The sequence below is a fragment of the Burkholderia sp. AU28863 genome (assembly GCF_002223195.1).
Lineage (GTDB): Bacteria > Pseudomonadota > Gammaproteobacteria > Burkholderiales > Burkholderiaceae > Burkholderia > Burkholderia sola.
Window position 1 is genome coordinate 56,973 of record NZ_NKFE01000008.1, and the last position, 22,203, is coordinate 79,175.

At 72.0% G+C, this 22,203-nt stretch carries 6 protein-coding genes; all 6 read left to right on the forward strand.

Features of this window, described 5'->3' with window-relative positions:
• The first annotated feature begins 5 nt into the window (after nt 1–5).
• The 6 genes from CFB81_RS30165 (at nt 6) to CFB81_RS30190 (ending at nt 22,150) form a co-directional block, all read left to right on the forward strand.
• A complete protein-coding gene (locus tag CFB81_RS30165) occupies nt 6–3,257 on the forward strand; it encodes a non-ribosomal peptide synthetase (RefSeq protein WP_089437604.1) in 3,252 nt (1,083 codons plus the stop codon).
• Nucleotides 3,257–17,356 (forward strand): hybrid non-ribosomal peptide synthetase/type I polyketide synthase, encoded by a 14,100-nt coding sequence (locus CFB81_RS30170; protein WP_089437605.1) that lies wholly within the window; start codon nt 3,257–3,259, stop codon nt 17,354–17,356. Before CFB81_RS30165 ends, CFB81_RS30170 begins: the two co-directional genes overlap by 1 nt.
• Nucleotide 17,357: 1 nt before the next feature.
• A complete protein-coding gene (locus tag CFB81_RS30175; protein WP_256976382.1) occupies nt 17,358–18,953 on the forward strand; it encodes an MBL fold metallo-hydrolase in 1,596 nt (531 codons plus the stop codon).
• Nucleotides 18,954–19,018: 65 nt separating this feature from the next.
• Nucleotides 19,019–20,482, forward strand: a complete 1,464-nt coding sequence (locus CFB81_RS30180) for a serine hydrolase (RefSeq protein WP_089437607.1) — start codon at nt 19,019–19,021, stop codon at nt 20,480–20,482.
• Nucleotides 20,463–20,906 (forward strand): GNAT family N-acetyltransferase, encoded by a 444-nt coding sequence (locus tag CFB81_RS30185; RefSeq protein ID WP_089437608.1) that lies wholly within the window; start codon nt 20,463–20,465, stop codon nt 20,904–20,906. Before CFB81_RS30180 ends, CFB81_RS30185 begins: the two co-directional genes overlap by 20 nt.
• Entirely contained in the window at nt 20,903–22,150 is a 1,248-nt protein-coding gene (locus CFB81_RS30190) for an MFS transporter (RefSeq protein WP_069619524.1), read from the forward strand. Before CFB81_RS30185 ends, CFB81_RS30190 begins: the two co-directional genes overlap by 4 nt.
• The last annotated feature ends 53 nt before the right edge of the window (nt 22,151–22,203 follow it).

A 22,203-nucleotide genomic window follows, 5' to 3' on the forward strand; every position in this document is an offset into this window, starting at 1 on the left:
CTACCATGCGTACCACTTCGCTTTCAGCCTATCAGTACCGCTTCTGGCTCGAGTGGCAGCTCAATCCGCACTCGTCGGCCTACACGACCGCGCTCGTCTACCGCCTGTCGGGGCCGCTGGATCGCGATGCGCTGCGGCGCGCACTGGACGCGTTCGTCCATGAGCACGACGAAGGATGCCGCAGCACGTTCCGGATGGACGGCACTCGCGTGGTGCGGGACGTGCACGACCGGGTGACGGTCGCGCTCGACTATCGCGACGCGCGGGCGGCGCCGTCGCTGGACGCCGCCGAGGCCGACGCATGGATCGCCGCGCGCGCGGCGCACGTGTTCGCGCTCGACGACGCGCCGCTGTTCCGCTTTGGCCTGCTGCGCGAGGATGCCGATGCGCACCGGCTCGTGCTCAGCTTTCCGCACATCATCTCCGATGCGTTTTCGGCGGTGTACATCAACCAGCGGCTGACGGCGCTGTACAACCACGCGCTCGGCGCGGGTCCGGCGCCCGCGTGCACGTTGCGGGATCTCGGCGAGCAGCTCGCGTTCGAAGCCGCGTACCGCGCGTCGCCGCGCTACGACGAAGATCTGGCCTATTGGCTCGGCGCGCTCGCGCATGCGCCGCTCGGGGTCGAGTTCGACACGGCGGCGGCAGCGGCGGGGCCGCGCGACGCGCGCATCCACCCGATGCGTTTCGACGCGGACACGACTCGCCGACTGCGCGCACGGGCCCGCGCGAGCCGCTCGACGCCGTTTCTCGTGCTGTCGAGCCTGTTCGCGATCGCGCTGGCCCGTTGGCAGGACGTGCGCGAACTGGTCGTGACCTATCCCGTCAACATGCGCTCGCCGGGGTTTCACGACGCCAGCGGATGCTTCGTCAACAACCTGCCGATGCGCTTTTCTCTACGGCCGGGCGACACGTTCCGCGACATCGTCGCGCGGACCACCGCCCGGCGCGCGGAAAGCAAGCGCCATCAGCAGCTGTCGCTGACCGACCTCGTGACGGCGCTGCGGCGCTCGCGTTCGCTGGCCGACACGCCCGTCTTCAACGTCGGCGTGACGGAAGCGTTCTTCGTGCAGGATGCGCCGCTCGCCTTCCACGGCGTGCACGCGGAATTGCTGCCGGTGGTCGCCGCCGAGCGGCCGTTCGACCTGAACTTCGCGTATCAGCTGACGCACGACGGCCTGCACGTGAATCTCGAATACGACACCGGCTGCCTGCCACCGGCGCAGGCCGGCGAATTCGCCGCGCGCTTCGGCCGGCTGCTGCGCGCGTATCTGGACGACGAGGCGCAGCCGGCGCTCGCGGTCGACCTGCTGGCGCCCGAGCAGCGCGCACGGCTCGCGCAATACTGGCACGGGCCCGTGCGCCCGATCGACGCGACGGACTGGCCGGCCCGCTTCGCCGCGCAGTGCGCCGCGACGCCGGATGCGCCGGCCGTCCGGTTCGGCGCGGAGCAACTGACCTATCGCGAACTCGATGCGATGTCGGCCCGGCTCGCGGGCTTTCTCGCGGCGCGCGGCGTGACGCCGGGAGCACTCGTCGGGCTGTGCTGCGAGCGCTCGACGGAGATGGTGCTGGCGATCCTCGCGGTGATGCGCGCGGGCGCGGCCTACGTGCCGCTCGATCCCGCCGCGCCACCGGACCGGTTGCGGCGCATCGTCGACGATGCGGGCCTCGCGCTGCTGCTCACGCAGCGGCACCTGCTGACGGACCTGCCCGCCGGGCCGGTCGCACGGCATGCGCTCGACGAGCGCGCGATCTGGCTCGCCGCCGAACCGCTGCCACCGCAACGCATTCACCCCGACGGGATCGCGTACGTGATCTACACGTCCGGCTCCACCGGCACGCCGAAGGGCGTCGCCAACACCCATCGCGCGCTGGTCAACCGGCTCGACTGGCACGGTTCGCTGCTGCCCGACACCGCGCCGGTGCGCGTGCTGCAGAAGACGCCGTACTTTTTCGACGTGTCGGTCTGGGAATTCCTGTGGACGTTGCAGCGCGGCCATGCGCTGGTGATCGCACCGCCCGGGCTGCACAAGGACCCGGCCGGGCTCGCGGTGCTGCTGCGCGATGCGCGCATCGCGGTCGCCCACTTCGTGCCGTCGATGCTGAACGCGTTCCTGGATACGGCGCCCGGGCAGGTCTTCCCGGATCTCGCACTGGTCGTCTGCAGTGGTGAGGCATTGCTCGCCGAGCAGGCCGAGCGCTTCCACCGGCTGCTGCCGGGGGTACGGCTCGTCAACCTGTACGGGCCGACCGAGGCCGCGATCGACGTGACCGTGTGGCATTGCACGCCGGGCGACGCTCATGCGCGCGCCGGCGTGCCGATCGGCCGGCCCATCGACAACGTGTCGCTGTACGTGCTGGACGCGGGCCTCGAGCCGTGCGCGCCCGGCAGCGCGGGCGAGCTGTACATCGGCGGCGCGGGCCTCGCGCAAGGGTACGTCGGCCGCCCGGATCTCACCGCGGCGAGCTTCGTGCCCGATCCGTACGCGGGCCGTCCGGGTGCACGCATGTACCGCACCGGCGACATCGCGATGTTCGGCGAGCACGGCGAGCTGCATTACCTCGGCCGGCGCGACGAGCAGGTCAAGCTCAACGGTAACCGGATCGAGTTGCGCGAGATCGAGGCGTGCCTGCTGGCGCTGCCGGGCATCGCGCAGTGCGCGGTGGTGCCGGTGCGGGTGCAGGGGCGCGTGCGGCTGCTGCACGCATTCGTCGAGCCGGCCGCGGGGTGGGACAACTGGCCGGTCGACGCGTTGCACGCGGAGCTGGCCGCACGGCTGCCCGACGCGATGCGTCCGGCGCGCATCGACGTGGTGGAGCGCATCGCGCTGCTGCCGGCCGGCAAGATCGACCGCAAGCGCCTGGCCCAGCTCGCCGACGCGGCGCTCGAGACGCGCGCGCACGGCGCCGACGTGCGCACGAAGACGCCGTTCCAGGCCGAGGTCGCCGCGGAGTGGTCGGCCGTGCTGGACATCGCCGATATCGGACCGGACGACCATTTTTTCATGCTCGGCGGCAGTTCCGTGCAAGCGATCCAGTTGATCGGGCGCCTCAATGGCCGCTACGGGTTGCTGCTGTCGCCGCCGCTGCTGTTCGGCGCGCCGCAGCTCGACCGGTTCAGCGCGCAAGTGCTGGTGGCGCTCGGCCAGAAGGCCCAGCAGGAGGACCGCCTCGACGCGCTGCTCGATCGTCTCGCGCCGGACGACATGGACGAACTACTTACAGTGTTTTCATCGTCGGGAGAGCTGGTTTGATGTCGCATAACGATTCCACCGAAAACAAGCGTCGCCAATTGCTCGAAGCATTCGGCAGGCAACGTGGCGCGGGTAGCCGCGACGCGATCACCCGCCAGGCACGGCCGGCGGACCTGCCCGCGTCGGCGGAGCAGTTGCGGATGTGGGTGCAGATGGCGATCAGCGGCGGCGCCGGCCATTTCCACGTGCCGCACGTGCTGGAGATCGCGGGCACGCTCGACGAAACGGCGTTGCACGCGGCGCTGCGCGACGTGGTGGCGCGGCACGAGGCGCTGCGCACGACGTTCGACGAGCGCGACGGCCGCCTGTACCAGCGCGTGCATTCCGAGCTGGCCCCGTCGCTGCCGGTGCATCGGCACGCGGCGGATGCGACCGACGCGGAGATCGCCCGCGCGATCACGGCCGAAATCGCGCAGCCGTTCGACCTCGCGCACGGGCCGCTGCTGCGCGTGTCGCTGCATCGTCCCGGCGACGCCCGGCAGATTCTCGTGCTGACCGCCCATCACCTGATCGTCGACGGATGGTCGCTGGAACTGATGCTGGCCGACTGGTGGTCGGCCTATGCGGCGCGGCTGGCGGGCCGCGCGCCGGAGCCGCCCGCCAGCGACGCGCCGCAGTATGCGGACTATGCGCTGTGGCAGCAGGCGCGCAGCGCCGCGGACAGCGCGCCGAGCCTCGCCTACTGGCAGGGCCGGCTGACGGGTGCGACGACGCTCGAATTGCCGTTCGCGCTGCCGCGCCCGGCACGGCGTGCGCACGACGGCGAACTGGTGTTCTTTGCGATTCCCGCCGCCGTGCGCGCGCGGGCCGAGGCGCTGGCGCGGCGGCAGGGCGGCACGCTGTTCACGGTGATGCTGGCCGCGTGGCGCTGCCTGCTCGGCGACTACGCCGGCCAGGACGACTTCTGCATCGGCACGACCGCATCGAACCGCGTGCATCCGGGCAGCGAGCGTATCGTCGGCTTCTTCGCGAACCTGCTCGCGTTGCGCACCGCGCGGCAAGGTTGCGCGACGTTCGCCGCGCTGGTCGAGCGCGAGCGCGACACCGTCGCCGACGCGCTGCGGCATCAGGCGGTGTCGTTCGACCAGGTGGTCGAGCAGGTCGGCGTCGCGCGCGATTCCGCGCGCAGCCCGTTGTTCCAGGTCAACTTCGTGCTGCAGGACACGAAAGGCGCGGTGCCCGGCGCCGCCGAGCCGGCGATGGCGGCCGGGATGCCGGCGATGACGGTGCGCGACGACCTGTACCGCTACGCCCAGTTCGACCTGACGCTGTTCGCCGAGCTGACGTCCGATGCCGTACGCTGCTGCACGGTGTTCCGCACCGACCTGTTCGAGGCCGCCGATATCGAGCGGCTGTCGCGCACCTACGTGCAGTACCTCGACGCGCTGACCGCGCAGCCGGACGTGCCGTTCGGCACGCTCGCGCGCGGCGACGCGGCGACGCTCGACGCGCTGCGCGGCTGGCAGAGCCGGCCGCTCGGGCAGCCGCTGCCCGACTCGATCGGCGCGGTGATCGACGCGCTTGCGCGGCAGCATCCGGGGCGCCCGGCGATTAGCCACGGCGACGCGACGCTCGACTACCACGCGCTGAACACCCGCGCGAACCGGCTGGCGGATCACCTCCGCGATCTCGGCGTGTCGCCGGGCTCGACCGTCGGCCTGTGTCTCGAGCCGGGCGCGGAGCTGATCGTCGCGATGCTGGCGGTGCTCAACGCGGGCTGCGCGTATGTGCCGCTCGACAGCCGCTATCCGGCGGACCGGCTGCGATTCCTGCTCGACGACAGCCAGGCGAGCGTGATCGTCACGCGCGAGGACGTGGTGGCGCGCACCGATGCGCTGCGTGACGGCTATCTGAACCTGATCGTCCTCGAGGACCACGACGACGAGATCGCCGCGCGAGACGGCGCGTTCGTCGCGAGCGGGCTGCCGGCGCAGATGCCGGCGTACCTGATGTACACGTCGGGCACCACCGATCGTCCGAAGGGCGTGATCGTGCCGCAACGGGCGATCCTGCGGCTCGCGTACCGCCCGACTTATCTCGACGTGACGCCGGACGACGTGTTCCTGCAGTTCGCGCCGACCGCGTTCGACGCGTCGACCTTCGAGATCTGGACCGCGCTGCTGAACGGTGCGTCGCTCGTGGTGCCGGCCGGACGCGACGCGTCGCTGGACCAGCTCGGGCCGTTGCTGGTCGACGCGCGCGTGACGATTCTGTGGCTGACGAGCGGCCTGTTCGCGGCGATGGTCGATCACGCGCCGGACGCGCTGCGGCGGCTGCGCTACCTCGTCTGCGGCGGCGACGTGCTGTCGCTGCCGCACGTAGAGCGCGCCCGCGCGCTGCTCGAACACGGGCAGGTTGTCAACGGCTACGGGCCGACCGAGACCACGACGTTCGCGACAGCGTACCCGGTGCGTGGTGCGCCGGCGGCGGGGCGCACGGTGCCGATCGGCATGCCGATCCAGGGCACGTCGGTGTACGTGCTCGACGACGCGCTGAATCCGCTGCCTCCCGGCGCGGCGGGCGACATCTACATCGCGGGGCTCGGCGTCGCGCACGGCTACGCGAACCGGCCGGACCTGACCGCGGCCGCGTTCGTGCCCGATCCATACGGCGGCGAGCCGGGCGCCCGCATGTACCGCAGCGGCGACGTCGGCTACTGGGCACATGACGGCGCGTTGCATTACCTCGGCCGGCGCGACCGCCAGGTGAAGCTGCGCGGCTACCGGATCGAGCCTGCGGAAATCGAGGCGGCGCTGGCCGCATGCCGCGGCGTGCAGGCCGCCGTCGTGACGGTCGACGCGACGCCGCAGGGCGACAAGCAACTCGTCGCGTACTGGACCGCCAGCCCCGGCGCGGGAGCGGACGTGCCGGACGAAGCCGGCCTGCGCGCGCAGTTGCGGGCATCGCTGCCGGATCACCTGGTGCCGGCGCGTTTCCACGCGGTGCCGCACATTCCGCTGACGGCGAACGGCAAGGTGGACCGGGCTGCGCTCGCGCGGCTCGCGCCTGCGCAGGAGGCGGCCGCGGAAACGGCGCCCGAGACGCTGACCGACACGCAGCGCATCCTGCGCGCGTTGTGGGAAGACGTGCTGGGCCGCAGCGGGTTCGGCCTCGACGACGGTTTCTTCGATCTCGGCGGCGATTCGCTGCTGGCGATCCGGCTGAAGGCGCAGGCGCAGCGCCACGGGCTCGAATTCGAGATCCAGGACCTGTTCGTCCACCAGAGCGTGCGTACGCTGGGCGAGCACATCGAGCGGCAGCGCCGCGCCGGCGCGGGTGCAGGTGCGGATGCTAGCGCGGGCGCGCCGGCCGAGGCCGCCGCACCGCGGGCGCCGCTGACGAGCGACGCGGACCGCGCGCGGCTGCCGGCCGGCGTCGTCGACGCGTATCCGCTCAGCCGCCTGCAACTGGGGATGCTGTATCACAGCCTGCGGCACGAGCGCTCGAGCCTGTACCACGACGTGATCGGCTACGAGGTCGCGTATGCGTGCGACGAAGCCTGCGTCGCGCATGCGCTCGACCGGCTGTCGGCGCGTCATCCGGCGTTGCGCACCGCGCTGCGGATGGAAGGGTTCAGCGTGCCGCTGCAGCTCGTGTTCGACGCGGCGCGCATTCCGCTGGCGATCACCGACCTGACTGCACTCGATGCGGCGGCGCAAGCCGCCCGGATCGCCGCGTTCATGGACGGCGAGCGGTTCGCCGCGTTCGACGTCGCCGCCGCGCCGCTATTCCGCTGCTTCGTGTTCAAGCTGGCGGCGCAGCGCTTCAAGCTGGTATGGAGCTTCCATCACGCGATACTCGACGGCTGGAGCGAGGCCGCGCTGACCGCCGAATTCATCCGGCTCTACACGGCGGGCCTGGCGGGCGCGCAGAACGGGCAAGACGGGCAGAACGGGCAGAACGGGCAGAACGGGCAGAGCGGGCAGAGCGGGCAGAGCGGGCAGAGCGGGCAGAGCGGGCAGAGCGACGAGCCGGTGCAGGCCGGTTACCGCGATTTCATCGAGCGCGAACAAGCCGCGCTCGCCGATCCGGCCGAACGCGATTTCTGGCGCGGCCAGCTCGACGGCGCACAGGCGCTGTCGCTGCGCCGCGCGCCTCTGACGGCCGACGCGGCAGACGAGCGTGTGGATTATCTGGAGGTCGAGATCCCCGTCGAACTGGAGGCGGCGCTGCGTGCGCTTGCGCGCGACGCGAACGTGCCGCTCAAGAGCGTGCTGCTCGCCGCCCATCTGCGCGCGCTGCAGGCGCTTAGCGGGCGGCGCGACGTGCTGACGTCGATGGTGACGCACGTGCGGCCCGAGACCGAGCATGCGGAGCGCGCGGTCGGGCTGTTCCTGAATTCGGTGCCGGTGCGCGCGGCGCTCGACGGCGACGCATCGCCGGTCGCGCAGGTGCGGCAGGTATTCGAGATCGAGTCGGGCATTTTCCGGCATCGTTTTTATCCGTCGCAGCAGATCCGGCAGGACAACAGCGGGATCGAACTCGGCGAGGTGCTGTTCAATTTCACGAGCTTCCACGTGCTGCGCGAGCTGGACGACGCGGACGTGCGGATGCTGGCGGGCCGCGACGGCCACGCGGTCAACAGCTTTCCGGTGCAGGTCGATTTCTCCGTCTCCGCGAGCGACCAGCGGCTGCGCTGCATCGTCGGCTATCGGGCCGACAGCCTGCGGCGTGCCGACGCGCAAGACATCGTGCACGCCGAGCACGAGGCGCTGCGGCGGCTCGCCGGTGCGCCCGCGGCGACCTGGCTGCCGCCGGCCACGCTCGCGCGGCTGGACGAGTGGGCGACGCCGAAGCCGGGGCTGCCGGTGGGCGCGAGCGTCGGCGAGCGTCTCGCCGCGTGCGCGGCTGCCGCGCCGGACGCCGTCGCGTTGATCGACGACGCGGGCGAGACGACCTATGCGGCGCTGCTCGAGCAGTGCGACCGGCGCGCGGCGGCGCTCGCCGCGCTGGGCGTGCGGCAGGGCGACGTCGTGGCGGTCTGCGCGGGCCGCTCGGCGGCGACGCTGCAGACGGTGCTCGCGCTGTTCCGGATCGGCGCCGTGTATCTGCCGCTCGATCCCGCGTTGCCGGAAGCGCGCCATCGCTTCATGGTGGACGACGCGCGCCCGGCGGCGATCGTCGGCGATGCCGCCGCGCCCGCCTGCCTGCGTGCGTGCGGCGTGCGTTTCGTCGAGCTGGCGGCGCTGGCGCAAGCGAGCCACGCCACCTTGGCCGCCGCGCCGCGCGTCAGCCCAGGCGAGCCCGCCTACATCCTCTATACGTCCGGCTCGACCGGCACGCCGAAGGGCGTGCTGTGCCGCCAGGAAGGCATCCTCGCGTTGTTCGATGCGCTTGCCGACACCTATCCGCTCGCCGCGGGCGACCGCGTGCTGTGGAAGACCGCGCAATCGTTCGACGTGTCGCTCACCGAAATGTTGTGGCCGTTGATGAAGGGCGCCGCGATCGTGATCGCGCGGCCGGACGGCCAGTACGATCCGCGCTACCTGCAGCGCGCGATCGAGCAGCATCGCGTGACGGTGGTCAATTTCGTGCCGTCGATGCTGCACCTGTTCCTGCAATCGCTCGACGCCGGCGCGGCGAACCCGCTGCGCGCGGTGTTCGCCGCCGGCGAGCCGCTGCTGCCCGCGACCGTCGAGCTGGCGGCGCGCGTGCTGCCGCACGCGCCGCTGTTCAACGCATACGGCCCGACCGAGGCCAGCATCTACGCAACCGTGTGGCGTTGCACGAGCGGCCCGGTGCTGATCGGTCGCGCGGTGGGCGACGTCGGCACGCATATCCTGTCGCCCGAGCTCGCCCGGTTGCCGATCGGCGTGACGGGCGAGCTGTACCTCTCCGGGCGCGCGCTGGCGTCGGGCTACCTGAACCGGCCCGAACTGAGCGCGGAGCGTTTCGTGCCGAACCCGTATGCGACGGGCGACGCGGATCGCGTGCTGTATCGTACCGGCGACCTCGCCCGCTTCGATCGCCACGGCGACATCGAATTCGTGGGCCGCGACGACCAGCAGGTCAAGGTGCGCGGCTTCCGCATCGAGACGGGCGAAGTCGAATCGGTGCTGGGCCGCCATCCCGGCGTCGCCAAGGTCGCGGTGCTGGCGCGTTCGGGTAGCGCGGGCGCCGTGCTCTGTGCGTTCGTGCAGGCGGCGGGCACGCTGCCGGACGGCGCGCTGAAGGCGCATGCGCAACAGGCGCTGCCGCCGTACATGGTGCCCGACCGGATCGTCGTGCTCGACGCGATGCCGATGACCGGCAGCGGCAAGATCGATCGCCTCAGGCTGGCCGACTGGCCGCTCGATGCGGCGAGCGTCGCCGATCGCGCCGTCCCCGCCGGCGCCGCGCGCCGCGCGCCCGGCGACGCGCAGGCCGCGGTCGCGGCGATCTGGCGCGACGTGCTCGGCCTCGCCGAGATCGATCCGGACACCAACTTCTTCGACGCCGGCGGCCACTCGCTCGCGCTGATCCAGTGCCAGGCGCGGCTGCGCAGCGAATTCGGCCGCGACGTCGACATCGATCACCTGTTCCGCTACACGACGATTCGCACACTGGCCGGCTGGCTGTCGGCGTCCGGCGAGCCGGCGGCCGATGCCGGCGGCACGGCCGAGGCCGCACGCGCGTCGCAGGTCGACAGCCGCGACGTCGCGATCATCGGGATGAGCGCGACCGTCTCGGGCGCGGACGACGTCGAGCAGTTCTGGCGCATGTTGCTCGCGGGCGAGGACGGCATCACCCGGCTCGACGACGCGCGGCTGCGCGCGCTCGGCGTGCCGGACGAGCTGCTCGGCAATCCGCGCTTCGTCGCCGCGCGCGGGTTGATTCGCGATCCGGACTGTTTCGACGCCGCGTTCTTCGGCTATACGCCGCGCGAAGCCGAAATCATGGATCCGCAGCAGCGCAAGCTGATGGAGGAAAGCTATCGCGCACTCGAGGACGCCGGTTACGCCGGGCCCGGCCCCGCGCGCGACGTGGGCGTCTACGTCGGCGTCGGCGCGAGCCAGTACCTCGCGAACCACGTGCTCGGCAACCGCGACGCGGTCGACGCGCTCGGGTTGTACCAGATCAACGTGCTGAACCAGGCCGCGACGCAGATCGCCTACCGGCTGAATCTCACCGGCCCCGCGCTCACGCTGAACACCGCGTGCTCGACGTCGCTGGTCGCGCTGCACATGGCCGCGCGCGCAGTCGCGCAGGGCGACTGCGAACTCGCGCTCGCGGGCGCGGCGTCGATCGGCGTCGACGGCGTGCCGGGCTATCTGCACCGTACCGGCGGGATCTTTTCCGCGGACGGCTATTGCCGCGCGTTCGACGCGGCCGCGAGCGGCACCGTGGAGGGCAGCGGCGCGGGGGCGGTCGTGCTGAAGCGGCTCGATCTCGCGCGCCGCGACGGCGATCACGTGTATGCGATCGTCAAGGGCTCCGCGATCAACAACGACGGTCACGACAAGGCCGGCTACACCGCGCCGAGCCCTGCCGGCCAGGCACGGGTGATTCGCGCCGCGCTGGCGGACGCGGGCGTGGATGCCGCGTCGGTCGGCTATGTCGAGACGCACGGCACCGGCACGCTGCTCGGCGACCCGATCGAAATGGCCGCGCTGAAGGCGACCTACGGCCAGCATCCGGCACGTGCGCCGCGCGTGCTCGGCGCGGTCAAGACGAGCGTCGGGCATCTGGACAGCGCGGCGGGGCTCGCGGGCGTGATCAAGGCGGCGCTCGCGCTCGAGCGCGGCAAGGTGCCGGGCACGCTGCACTTCGATACGCCCAACCCGCTGCTCGAACTCGATGACGCGGCCTTCCGCATCACCGCGCAAGCGACCGACTGGCCGGACGGCGGCGCGCCGCGCCGCGCGGCCGTCAGTTCGTTCGGCATCGGCGGGACCAACGCGCACGTGATCCTGGAAGCCGCGCCGCCCGAGGCGGACGCGCCGACGGCCGCCGCCGCGCATTGCCTGCGGCTGTCGGCCGCCACGCCGGACGGGCTGCGGCGCGCGGCGGACGGCCTCGCCGCCGCGCTGCGCCGCCACCCGGAATGGGCGCTGGCCGACGTCGCGTACACGCTGCAGGCCGCCCGGCAGGACCACGCATGCCGCGCGTTCGTGGTCGCCGAGTCGCGCGACACGGCGCTCGACGCGCTGGCGGCGGGCGTGTCGCCGGCCGCCGACGACGCGCCGTCCGCGCGTCCGGTGATCTTCCTGTTCACCGGGCAGGGCGCGCAGGCCGCCGGGATGGCGCGCGACCTGCATCGCGAGAATCCGGTGTTCCGCGCGGCGCTCGACCAGGTGTGCGGGCGGTTCGCGAGCACGGCCGGGCTCGCGCTCGAACCTTACCTGCTGGGCGACGCGAGCACCACCGACACCGCGCTGGTGCAGCCGCTGCTGTTCGCGTACGAGTACGCGCTGTATCAGGCGTGGGCAGCGCTGGGCGTGACGCCGGATTACCTGATCGGCCACAGCCTCGGCGAATTGGTCGCCGCGTGCTGCGCGGGCGTGTTCTCGCTCGACGACGCGGTCGGCTTCGTGGCGGCGCGCGCGGCGGCGATGCAGGCGCAACCGGCCGGCGCGATGCTGTCTATATCGATCGCGGAAGACGAGCTGACCGCGCAATTGCCGCCGACGCTCGCCATCGCGGCGGTCAATGGGCCGCTGCAATGCGTGGTGTCCGGCCCGGTGGATGCGGTCGACGCGTTCGCGGCGCACCTGCGCGACGCCGGTGTCGCGCATGCGCGGCTCGCGTCGTCGCATGCGTTCCACTCGCCGATGATGACGGACGCGGCGGCGCGCGTGCACGCGCATGCCGCGACGATGACGCTGCATGCGCCGCGCATCCCGTTGATTTCCAACCTCGACGGCACGCTGCTGGACGCGCCGCGCGCCACCGATCCGGCGTACTGGGCCGCGCACGTGCTCGGCACGGTGCGCTTCTCGGCAGGCGTGCGAACACTGGCGGCGCTGGGCGATGCGCTGTGGGTCGAGATCGGCCCGCGCGACGTGCTGGCGGCGCTGGTGCGCGCGCATCGCTGCGCGCCGGCCGACGCGGTGCTGGCGACCTTCACGGAACGCACGCCGCGCACGATGGTTACGTTGCTCGCCGGCTACGGGCGGCTGTGGGCGAAGGGCGCGCGGCTGACACGGCGCGACGCCTACGCGGGCGAGCGCCGCAAGCGCCTGCCGTTGCCGGGCTATCCGTTCGAGCGGACGCGTCACTGGCTGCCGGCACAGCACATCGCGCGCGTGCAGCCGGAGGCGTTGCCCCCGTCGATCGCAGCGGTTGCTGCGCCGGCCGCGGTCGACACCGCGCCCGCTGCGTCGGCCGAAACCGACGACGTGCGGCATGCATTGACGCGTATCTGGACCGAGTGCCTCGGCCATGAGCGGATCGCGCCGACCGACGATTTCTTCGAGTTGGGCGGCGATTCGCTGCTGGCCGGGCGCGTGCTCACGCGAATTCACGAGCGCCTGAAGGCGGAGCTGACGCTCGACGCGTTCTTCGGTGCGCCGACGATCGACGGGCTGGCTCGCGCGATTCGCGTGCAGTCCGAACCGACGCCGCCTGCCATGCAGGCGGCAACGACACCGGACGGCCTGCCGGGCGCGGGGCCGCGCCGCGCGCCGATGTCGTTCCAGCAGCGCCGGCTGTGGACGCTCGAACGGCTCGGCATGGGCGGTTCGGTCTTCCATCTGCCGCAATGCCTGCACCTGCACGGCGAGCTCGACCGCGCCGCGCTGCACGCGGCGCTCGAGGGGCTGGTCGCGCGCCATCCGGCGCTGCGCACGTCGTTCCACGAAGGACCGGACGGTGACGGCGAGCAGCACGTGCATGCCGACGCGACGGTCGCGCTGTCGATCCATGCGTACGCAGGCGGCACGGAGGACGCACTGCGCGCGTTCATCGCGCAGCATCGCGACGCGCTGCGGGCGGAGCCGTTCGATCTCGCGCGGCCGCCGCTGTTTCGCGCACGGCTGCTCGAACTCGGGCCGCGCCGCGCGTGCCTGCTGATGTCGTTCCATCACATCGTCGTCGATGGCTGGTCGTTCCGGCTGATCGCGCAGGATCTCGCGTCGCTGTACGGCGCGGCGAGCCAGGGCGGCGCGCCGGATACCGAACCGCCCGCATGGGATTACGCGGACTACAGCGAGGAGCAGGCGACGCGGTTCGCCGCCGGACACTACGCGGCGCACGAGGCGTTCTGGGCGCACCTGGACGGCGCGCCGGTGCTCGACCTCGGCGGCGATCGACGTCGCGCACGCACGCCGGGGCGTCTCGCGCACAGCGGCCGCGTCGCGGTGGATGCCGAGCGTGCGCGGCAGGTCGACGCGCTGGCGCGGCGCTTGCGGACGACGCCGTACGTCGTGTTTCTGTCCGCGTTCCTGCTGATGCTGTCGCGGCGCACCGGGCAGCGCGACCTGGTGGTCGGCTCGCCGGTCGCCAACCGCGCGTCGAGCCGCACCGAAGGGCTCGTCGGCTTTTTCGTCAACCTGCTCGCGCTGCGCGTGGCGTTTCCGGCAGCGAGCCGCGCGCGGGCGTGGATCGAGCGGGTGCGCGACTGCGTGATGGCCGCGCACGCGCACCAGGACTATCCGTTCGAAAAGCTGGTCGAGCGCTTCGCGGGCCCGCGCGACACGTCGCTGACGCCGCTGTTCCAGGTGGTGTTCTCGATGCAGGAGGCGCCGGTTCGCCATGTGCGGATCGGCGGGCTGGACGTCGCGTTCGAGGACACGCCGGAAACGGAAACCGAATACGACCTGACGATGAACCTGCATCGCGACGGCGCGGGCTACGGCGGCGTGCTGCTGACCCGCGACGGCGCGCTGGAGCGTGGCGAGGCCGACGAGGTGATCGAACAGTTCCAGGCCGCGCTGGACCTGCTGCTGACGCTGCCCGACGATGCGCCGCTCGGCGACGCGGGCGTGCTGTCGGCCGCGCAGCGGCAGGCCTGGCAGGCGGCGTCCGGGGTGGCCGACGTGTCGTCGTGGGCGGCGTCCGACCTCGTGTCGCTGCTGTCGGGCACGCTGACGGACGGCAACGCCGCGCCGGCGGTCGCCACCGCGCACGAAACACTCAGTTACGCGGCGCTGCGGGCGCGGGTTGAGCAGGTCGCGGGCGCGCTGCACGCGCGCGGTGTCCGCGCCGGCGATCGCGTCGCGCTGTGCTTGCCGATGGGGCTCGACGCACTGGTGGCGCTGCTCGGCGTGCTGCGCATCGGGGCGACCTACCTGCCGCTCGATCCCGCCGCGCCGGCCGCGCGGCAGCACGCGATCCTGTCGCAAGCGGCGCCGGTGCTGCTCGTGCACGACGCGACGGCGGCGCCGCCGACGTGGCCCGGCTGCGCGACGATCGCGTTCGCCGCGCTTGGCGACGCGTCCGCCGGCGCGCCGCCCGCACGTATCGATCCGCAACAGGCCGCGTATACGCTGTTCACGTCCGGTTCGACCGGCGTGCCGAAGGGCGTCGACGTCAGCCATCGGGCGGTCGCGCACAAGATCCAGGCGCTGTGCGCCGCGTATCGCATGACGGCCGACGACCGGGTGGTGCAGTTCTCGTCGCTCGCGTTCGACGTGTCGATCGAGGAAATCTTCACGACGCTGTCCGCCGGCGCCTGCCTGCTGCTGCTCGAGCGCGCGGCATGGCCGACGCTCGGCGCGTTCAGCGGCCTGCTCGACCTGCAGCGCGCGACCGTGCTCAACCTGCCCGCGTCGTTCTGGCGCGAATGGGTGCGTGCGATCGGGCTCGGCGAGGCCGCGCTGCCTGCGCGGCTGCGGCTGGTCGTGACGGGCAGCGAGACGGTGCCGCTCGCGGCCGTGCAGACATGGCGCGCCGTGACGGGCGGCCGTGTGGCGCTGATGAACGCGTACGGGCTGACGGAAAGCGTGATCACGTCCGTCGTGCACGACGTGCCGGCCGACGCGCGCCCGGATGAACGCGACGTGCCGATCGGCGCGCCGCTGCCCGGCACCACGGCCTATGTGCTCGACGCGCACCTGCAACCGGTGCCGCCGCTGTGCCGCGGCGAGCTCTACCTCGGCGGCAGCGCACTTGCGAGCGGCTACCCGGGCCGGCCCGGCCAGACGGCCGCCGCGTTCCTGCCCGATCCGTTCGCCGGGCAACCGGGCGCGCGCATGTATCGCACCGGCGACCTCGTGCGTCGCGACGGCGAGGGCGCGCTGATCTACCTCGGCCGCAGCGATCGCCAGATCAAGGTGCGCGGCGTTCGTGTCGATCTGGCCGAAGTGGAAGCGCTGCTGCTCGAACAGGACGGCGTGCGCGAGGCCGCGGTGCGGCTGTCGGGCGGACCCGACGCGCCGGCGCCGCGGCTGGAGGCGTTCATCGTGGTCGGCTCAGACGCATCGGGCGCGGCGGACACGTCACGCGAGGCGGCGCGCGAGCGGCTGCGCGCGTTGCGCCGCGTCGCGCCCGCGCATCTGGTGCCGCATGCGCTGGCAATCGTGCCGTCGCTGCCCAAGACGTCCGGCGACAAGATCGATCGCCAGTGGGTATCGACGGCGGTGCTGCCGTCCGCGGCCGCGGACGGCGACGACACGCCGCCGCTGCGCGCGCTGCTGACGGTGCTGCGCGACGTGCTGCGGCTGGATCGGATCGGCCGCGACGACAACTACTTCGGGCTGGGCGGCGATTCCATCCTGGTGCTGCGGGCCGTCGCGCAGCTGAACCGGGCCGGCTGGACGGTCGACCCGCAGGATTTCTTCGCGAGCCCGACCCTCGCGGACCTGGCCGATTGCCTGCGGCCGCTGGCGGCGCGACCGGACGCGCACGATGTGTCCGCGTTCCCGCTGACGCCGTATCAAAGGCGCGTGCTGCAACGCCCGCATGCGCACCACTGGAACCGCGCGTTGCTCGTTCAGGCTGCGCAGCCGCTCGACGCCGACGCGCTGCGGGCCGCGCTCCGCTCGCTGCTCGACGCGCATCCGGGGCTGCGCTGCGTATTCGATCGCAGCGCGCTGGCGGGCCGCGTCGCGCCGGCGGACACGGACGCCGTGCAGCGCTGCTTCAGCAGCCACGACCTCGCGGCGGACGATGCGGCGCGCTTCATCGTCGCGCACAGCACGACGCTGCAGCAGGGCTTCGATCTCGCGCAAGGGCCGCTGGTGCGGATCGCGCACTACCGATGCGGCGCGGCCGGCGACCGGCTGCTGCTCGTCGTGCACGGTCTCGTCGCGGACAGCCATGGCTGGGCGGTGCTGCTGGACGACCTGGCCAATGCGTATGCGGCGCATGCGAACGGCCGGACGCCGGCAGTGGCCGCGCCGACGCTGGCGTATCCGGCCTATCTGCGCGCGCTCGACGCACGCATGGCGGCCGCGCGGCGGGCGGGCGAAACCGCCGCGTACTTTGCGCCGATGGCGGCCAACGTCGCGCTGCCGCGGGATCGGCACGCGGAAGCCGGCGCGAACGCCGAGGCAAGCCAGCAGGTCGTGCGCGACCGGCTGACGGGCGAGGCGGCGCGACGGTTGCTGGCCGTCGTGCCGCAGCGCCTGCGCGTGAAAGCCGCCACCGTCGCGATCGCGGCGGCGGCGCGCGCGCTCACCGACTGGGCGGGCGGCGCGGTCGTCGCCGATCTTGGCCGGCACGGCCGCGACTGGCTCGACGACGGGCCGGCGGTCGAGCGCGCGGTCGGCTGCTTCGTCTGCGACGTGCCGCTGCTGTTGCCGCATCACGCCGGCGTGCCGGGCGTCGCCGCGCTGCGCGAATGGGAGACGACGCTCGCCGCGCTGCCGCTGGCGGCGCTGGGCGGTGCAGACCTGCCGCCGCCCGCCGGCGTCGATCCCGACGCGTGGCGGCGCTGCGTGCAGCCGCAGGTCAGCGTCGATTTCGTGTCGGCGGCCGCCGCGCGTCCGTCCGCGTGGTTCTCCGCCGCCACCGAGGCGGTGGGCGCGGACCGCGCGGCGAGCGACGAACGCTCCCATCTGCTGAACCTCGTCTGCGTCGCGGGCGACGGCGAACTCGCGTTCGAGTGCCGCTACAGCGACGCCGTCCACACGCGCGCCACCGCCGAACAGTTGTTGCGTCGGTGGCGCGAACACATGGAGGCCGCGCTCGCGCATGTCGCCGACGCAGCCGTTCCCGTAGTCGAACACGATCATTCCTGACATGACCCAGATCTACCTGAAACCGAACGTCGTCTTCGAACCGCTGATCAATCAATGGTATGCGTGGACTTTCCTGCTGCAGCCCGCGACCTGCGCGCTGGTGATGAAGCAGGTGCATCTGCGCATCATGGAATCCTTCATCCGCGCGCCGGAGCTGCATCGGCGCTCCGCCGCGAAGATGGCCGGCGGCCCGTTTCTCAATGGCGGCCGTGAGCTCGTGCCGGCGGTCGACGCGCTGATCCGCGAGACCCGCACGCGCGCCGCGCCGCTGCTGGCGCTGGCGGACGCGCTGCGCGAGCTCGACCAACTGCTCGCGCGGGAAGGGGGCGGCGATACGCTGTCGCCGCTCTATGCGCGGGTGCCCGAGCCGTTGAAGGGATTCGTCGAGCTGGGCTACGACCTGCGCGGCCACGCGTCGTACCGGCTGTTCGAGCGGCTGCTGTACGACAGCGCCGGCTATCTCGACGCGCTGCAGAGCGTGAACGGCTTCCTCGCGACCAGCGACGACCGGAGCTTCATGCTGAGCACGCCGCGCTTTCCGGACGAGCACATGGTGCAGATCCGCCTGCCGTTCCGCGACGCGCTGTACGACGAGCTGTTCGCGGCCCGCCACACGGGCGCCGCGCCGGACCTGATCGACCGCCTGCTCGCGCACGCGGAGGGCGGCGCCGCGCGGCGCACGGCGCTCGAAACCTGGTTCACCGACGCGCCGCCGCCGCGCCCGCCGTCGGCGCCGGCGCGCGCGGGGCAGCCGGTGCGGGTGCGCTACTTCAACCATGCGACGGTCCTGGTCGAAACCGCGGAATTCTCGTTGCTGACCGATCCGATCGTCGGCTATCCGCTCGGCCAGGGCGACGATCCGTTCACGTTCGCGGATCTGCCCGAGCGCATCGATTACGTGCTGCTGACCCACAACCACCAGGATCACATCGTGCTCGAGAGCCTGCTCCAGCTACGGCACCGGATCGGCACGCTGGTGGTGCCGCGCAGCCACGGCGGGTTCCTGCAGGACCCGTCGATCCGGCTCGCGCTCGAAGCGTGCGGGTTCGAGCGGGTGATCGAGGTCGGCGAGCTGGACAGCGTGCCCGTGCCGGGCGGCGAGATCGTCGCGCTGCCGTTCCTCGGCGAGCACGGCGATCTGCATATCGCCGCGAAGATGGCGTTCGCGCTGAAGGTGGACGGCAAGAGCCTGCTGTTCGCGGCCGACTCGAACAACCTGCAGCCGGAGCTGTACCAGCGCATCGCGCAGCGCATCGGCCGGATCGGCACGCTGTTCATCGGCATGGAATGCGAAGGCGCGCCGATGTCCTGGCTGTACGGCGCGCTCCTGAACGAGCCGCTCGGGCGGCAGTTCGACCAGAACCGCCGCCTGAACGGCTCCGACTGCGAGCGCGCGTGGCCGCTGGTCGAGTGCTTCGCGCCGCGCCAGGTGTTCGTCTATGCGATGGGCGCGGAGCCGTGGCTCAAGTTCATCTCCAGCATCGAATACGCGCCGACCTCGCTGCCGATCGTCGAATCGGACAAGCTGATCGCCCGCTGCCACGCACACGACATCCAGTCCGAGCGGCTGTACCTGAAGAAGGAAATCGTCCTTTGAGCGCGCGCGACCGCGGGGCCGCCCGCATCGTCTCGTCGAATCGTCGAACCAGGAAAACATCGCCCATGCCGGATCGTCCTCCGTCCCGTGTCGCTACCGCCGTCAGGATTCTCGCCGTCACCGTCATGCTGTTGCTGGCCGTTGCGGTGGGCCTGCTGTATTGGGCGCTGCCCGCCGCGACCGGCTATGCGTCGCATTACCTGTGCGTGCGCGTGCTCGCCGGCGGCGACGGTCGCGACGACGGTGCGCGCGCCGTGTTCGCGCGCGAGGTGCAGCCGATCAATCCGTTGTTCGACTTCGTCACGTACCGGATCGACCGTGCGCGACAGACCGTCGAGGCCGCCGGGCTCGGCGTGCTGCGCGCGACGGTCGCGTTGTACCGGCCGGGCCTCGGCTGCACGATCGCGCCGGCCGACGCGCTCGACGCGTTGCGCGTGGAGGGCCATGGCCTCGCGTTGCCGGGCGCGGCGGCCGAGGCCGACCACCTCGACGATGCCGCACCGTCCGATCCGCCGCCGGCGCTGGGCGCCGTGCTGGATCGCGCGGTGGCGGAGCCGGCGCCCGGATCGCTGCGCAACACGCTGGCGGTGGTCGTGCGGCAGGACGGCAAGCTCGTCGGCGAGCGGTACGCGCCGGGCGTCACGGCCGACACCCCGTTGCTCGGCTGGTCGATGACGAAGACCGTCACCGCATTGCTGGCGGGCGTATTGGCCCGCGACGGCAAACTGACGCTCGCGCAGGATCGCCTGCTGGACGACTGGGCGTCGTCCGGCGACCCGCGCCAGGCGATCCGGTTGCGCGACCTGCTGCAATGGACGAGCGGGCTGGACTACCAGGAAGGCTATCTGCCCGGCTCGGACACGACGAAGATGCTGTACCAGTCGACCGACATGGCGCGCTTCGTCGCGAGCCGGCCGCTGAAGGTCGCGCCCGGCCGCGAGGTGGACTACCAGAGCGGCGGGAGCGTGCTGATCGCGAAGATCGTCGCGCGCGCGGTCTCGCCGCGGCCGCTCGACATCGTGCCGTTCGCACGGGCGCGGCTGTTCGAGCCGCTCGGCATCCGCACCGCGATGATGGAGCCCGACGCGTCGGGCACGCTGGTCGGCAGCAGCTACATGCTGGCATCGGCGCGGGACTGGTCGAAGCTCGGCCAGCTGATCCTGCAGCACGGCGTGTGGCGCGGCGCGCGCATCGTCGATGAGGACTGGGTGCGTTTCATGGCGACGCCCGAGGCGACCCGGCACGACGGCCGGCTCGGCGCGCATCTGTGGCTGAATGCCGGCGCCGGCGGCGCGCGCCGGTTTCCGTCGCTGCCGGAGGACCTGATGATGATGGACGGCTTCAATCACCAGCTGGTGGTGATCGTGCCGTCGTGCCGCGCGGTCATCACGCGGCTGGGCGCGACGGTGGACCACAGCTGGGACACCGAACGCTTCGTCGCCGACGTGATGGCGAGCCTGCCAGGCTGCGCCGACCCGGCAACCACGACCGCTGCAAGGGAAGCGAATCATGAAGATCACCGTGCGTGACGCCGTGGCCGCCGATATGCCGGCCCTGCGCGAGCTGTTCCTGTACTCGCGCCGCGAGACCTTCGTCTGGCAGCCGGCCGGCGCGTTCGAGCTGGCCGATTTCGACGCCCAGACGGAAGGCGAGCGGCTGAGGGTCGCCGAGGACGGAAGCGGGCGACTCGCCGGCTTCGTGTCGGTCTGGGAGCCCGACCATTTCATCCATCACCTGCACGTGTCCCGGCCGCACCACCGGAGCGGCGTCGGCCGGGCGCTGCTGCGCGCGCTGCCGGGCTGGCCGGCCACCCGCTATCGGCTCAAGTGCCTGCGCGCCAACGCGCCGGCGCTGGCGTTCTATGCGGCGTGCGGCTTCGTCGAGATCGGCGCCGGCAGCGCGGAAGACGGCGAGTACCTGCTGCTCGAGTCCGGCGACAAGGACCGCCGATGACCGTTCACCTGCGGTACTGCCTGCAGCAGGCGGCGTTGTGGGGCACCTTCGGCCTCGTGCTGCCGGTCGTCACGCTGTTCCTGCTGCACAACCATTTCACGCTGTTCGAGATCGGGCTTTACGCGGCGCTGTTCAGCCTGTCGACCATCGCGCTGGAGCTGCCGTTCGGCGCGATGGCCGACCGCGTCGGCCGTATCCGGACCTATCGCGTATCGCTGCTGATGAACAGCGTCGGCTGCGCGCTGATGCTGTGCTTCAGCCAGAAGCCGATGCTGTACCTCGCGGCGGCGAGCTTCGGCATCGCGCGCGCGATGAGTTCCGGGACCGTCGACGCGTGGTATGTCGGCCTGCTGCGCGAGCACGGCGAAACGAAGCGGATTCCGTATTTTCTCGGCCGCGCGGAACTGGCCTCCGCGCTCGGGCTGGCAAGCATGTCGCTGGTCGGCGGCGTGCTCCCGGACCTGATCGGCAGCCGGCTGTTCGACAACCCGTACAAGATCGGCCTGGCTCTCGCATGCGGCCTGTTCGTCGTGCTGCTGGGCCTCACGTCGTGGTTTTTCGCCGAGGCGGAGCAGGCGCCGCGCGAGGCGGTGCCGGCCGGCAGGATGCTCGACGATCTTCGCGAACTGGTCCGGTTCACGTGGCACGGCGGCGCGGTGCGGCCGCTGATCCTGCTCTGCATGCTGCTCGGCGGCGTCGTGTCGGTGCTGGAGAGCTACTGGCCGGTCGTGTTGAAGACGCTCGTGCCGATGCACGGCGCGACCTGGGCGTTCGGCCTGTTCCTCACGCTGATGCTGGTCGTGAAGGGCGCGGGCGGCTGGGTGTCGTATCGCGTGATGAAGCAATGCGCCGCGCGGCCGGCGCTCGCCGTGACGCTGCCGTTCGCCGGGCTCGCCGTGAGCCTCGTGCTGACGCGCTGGGCGAATCACGTCGTCGCGTTCGGCGTCGTGCTGAGCGGGGTCGCGCTGTGCCTCGGCATCGCCGGCGCGGTGGTCAACGCGGTGCTGCATCACCGGACGCCCGATGCGCTGCGATCGCGCGCCGTCTCGTTCTTTTCGCTGGTGTTTCAGCTCGGCAGCATGATCGCGTCGGTCCTGCTCGGCTACCTGGTCAGCCAATGGGGCGTGCAGGCGGTGTGGTGCGGCGTCGGCGTGCTGGTCGCGGCGGCGTCCGGATACGGCGCCACGATCGGCGGCTGGGCCGCCGACCCGGTGGAAGAGGCGAAGGCGACGGCGCGCGTGTAGGGATGGGCGCGCCGGTTCGATTCAGGTGCGATGCGTCATGCGGTAGCGGCAAT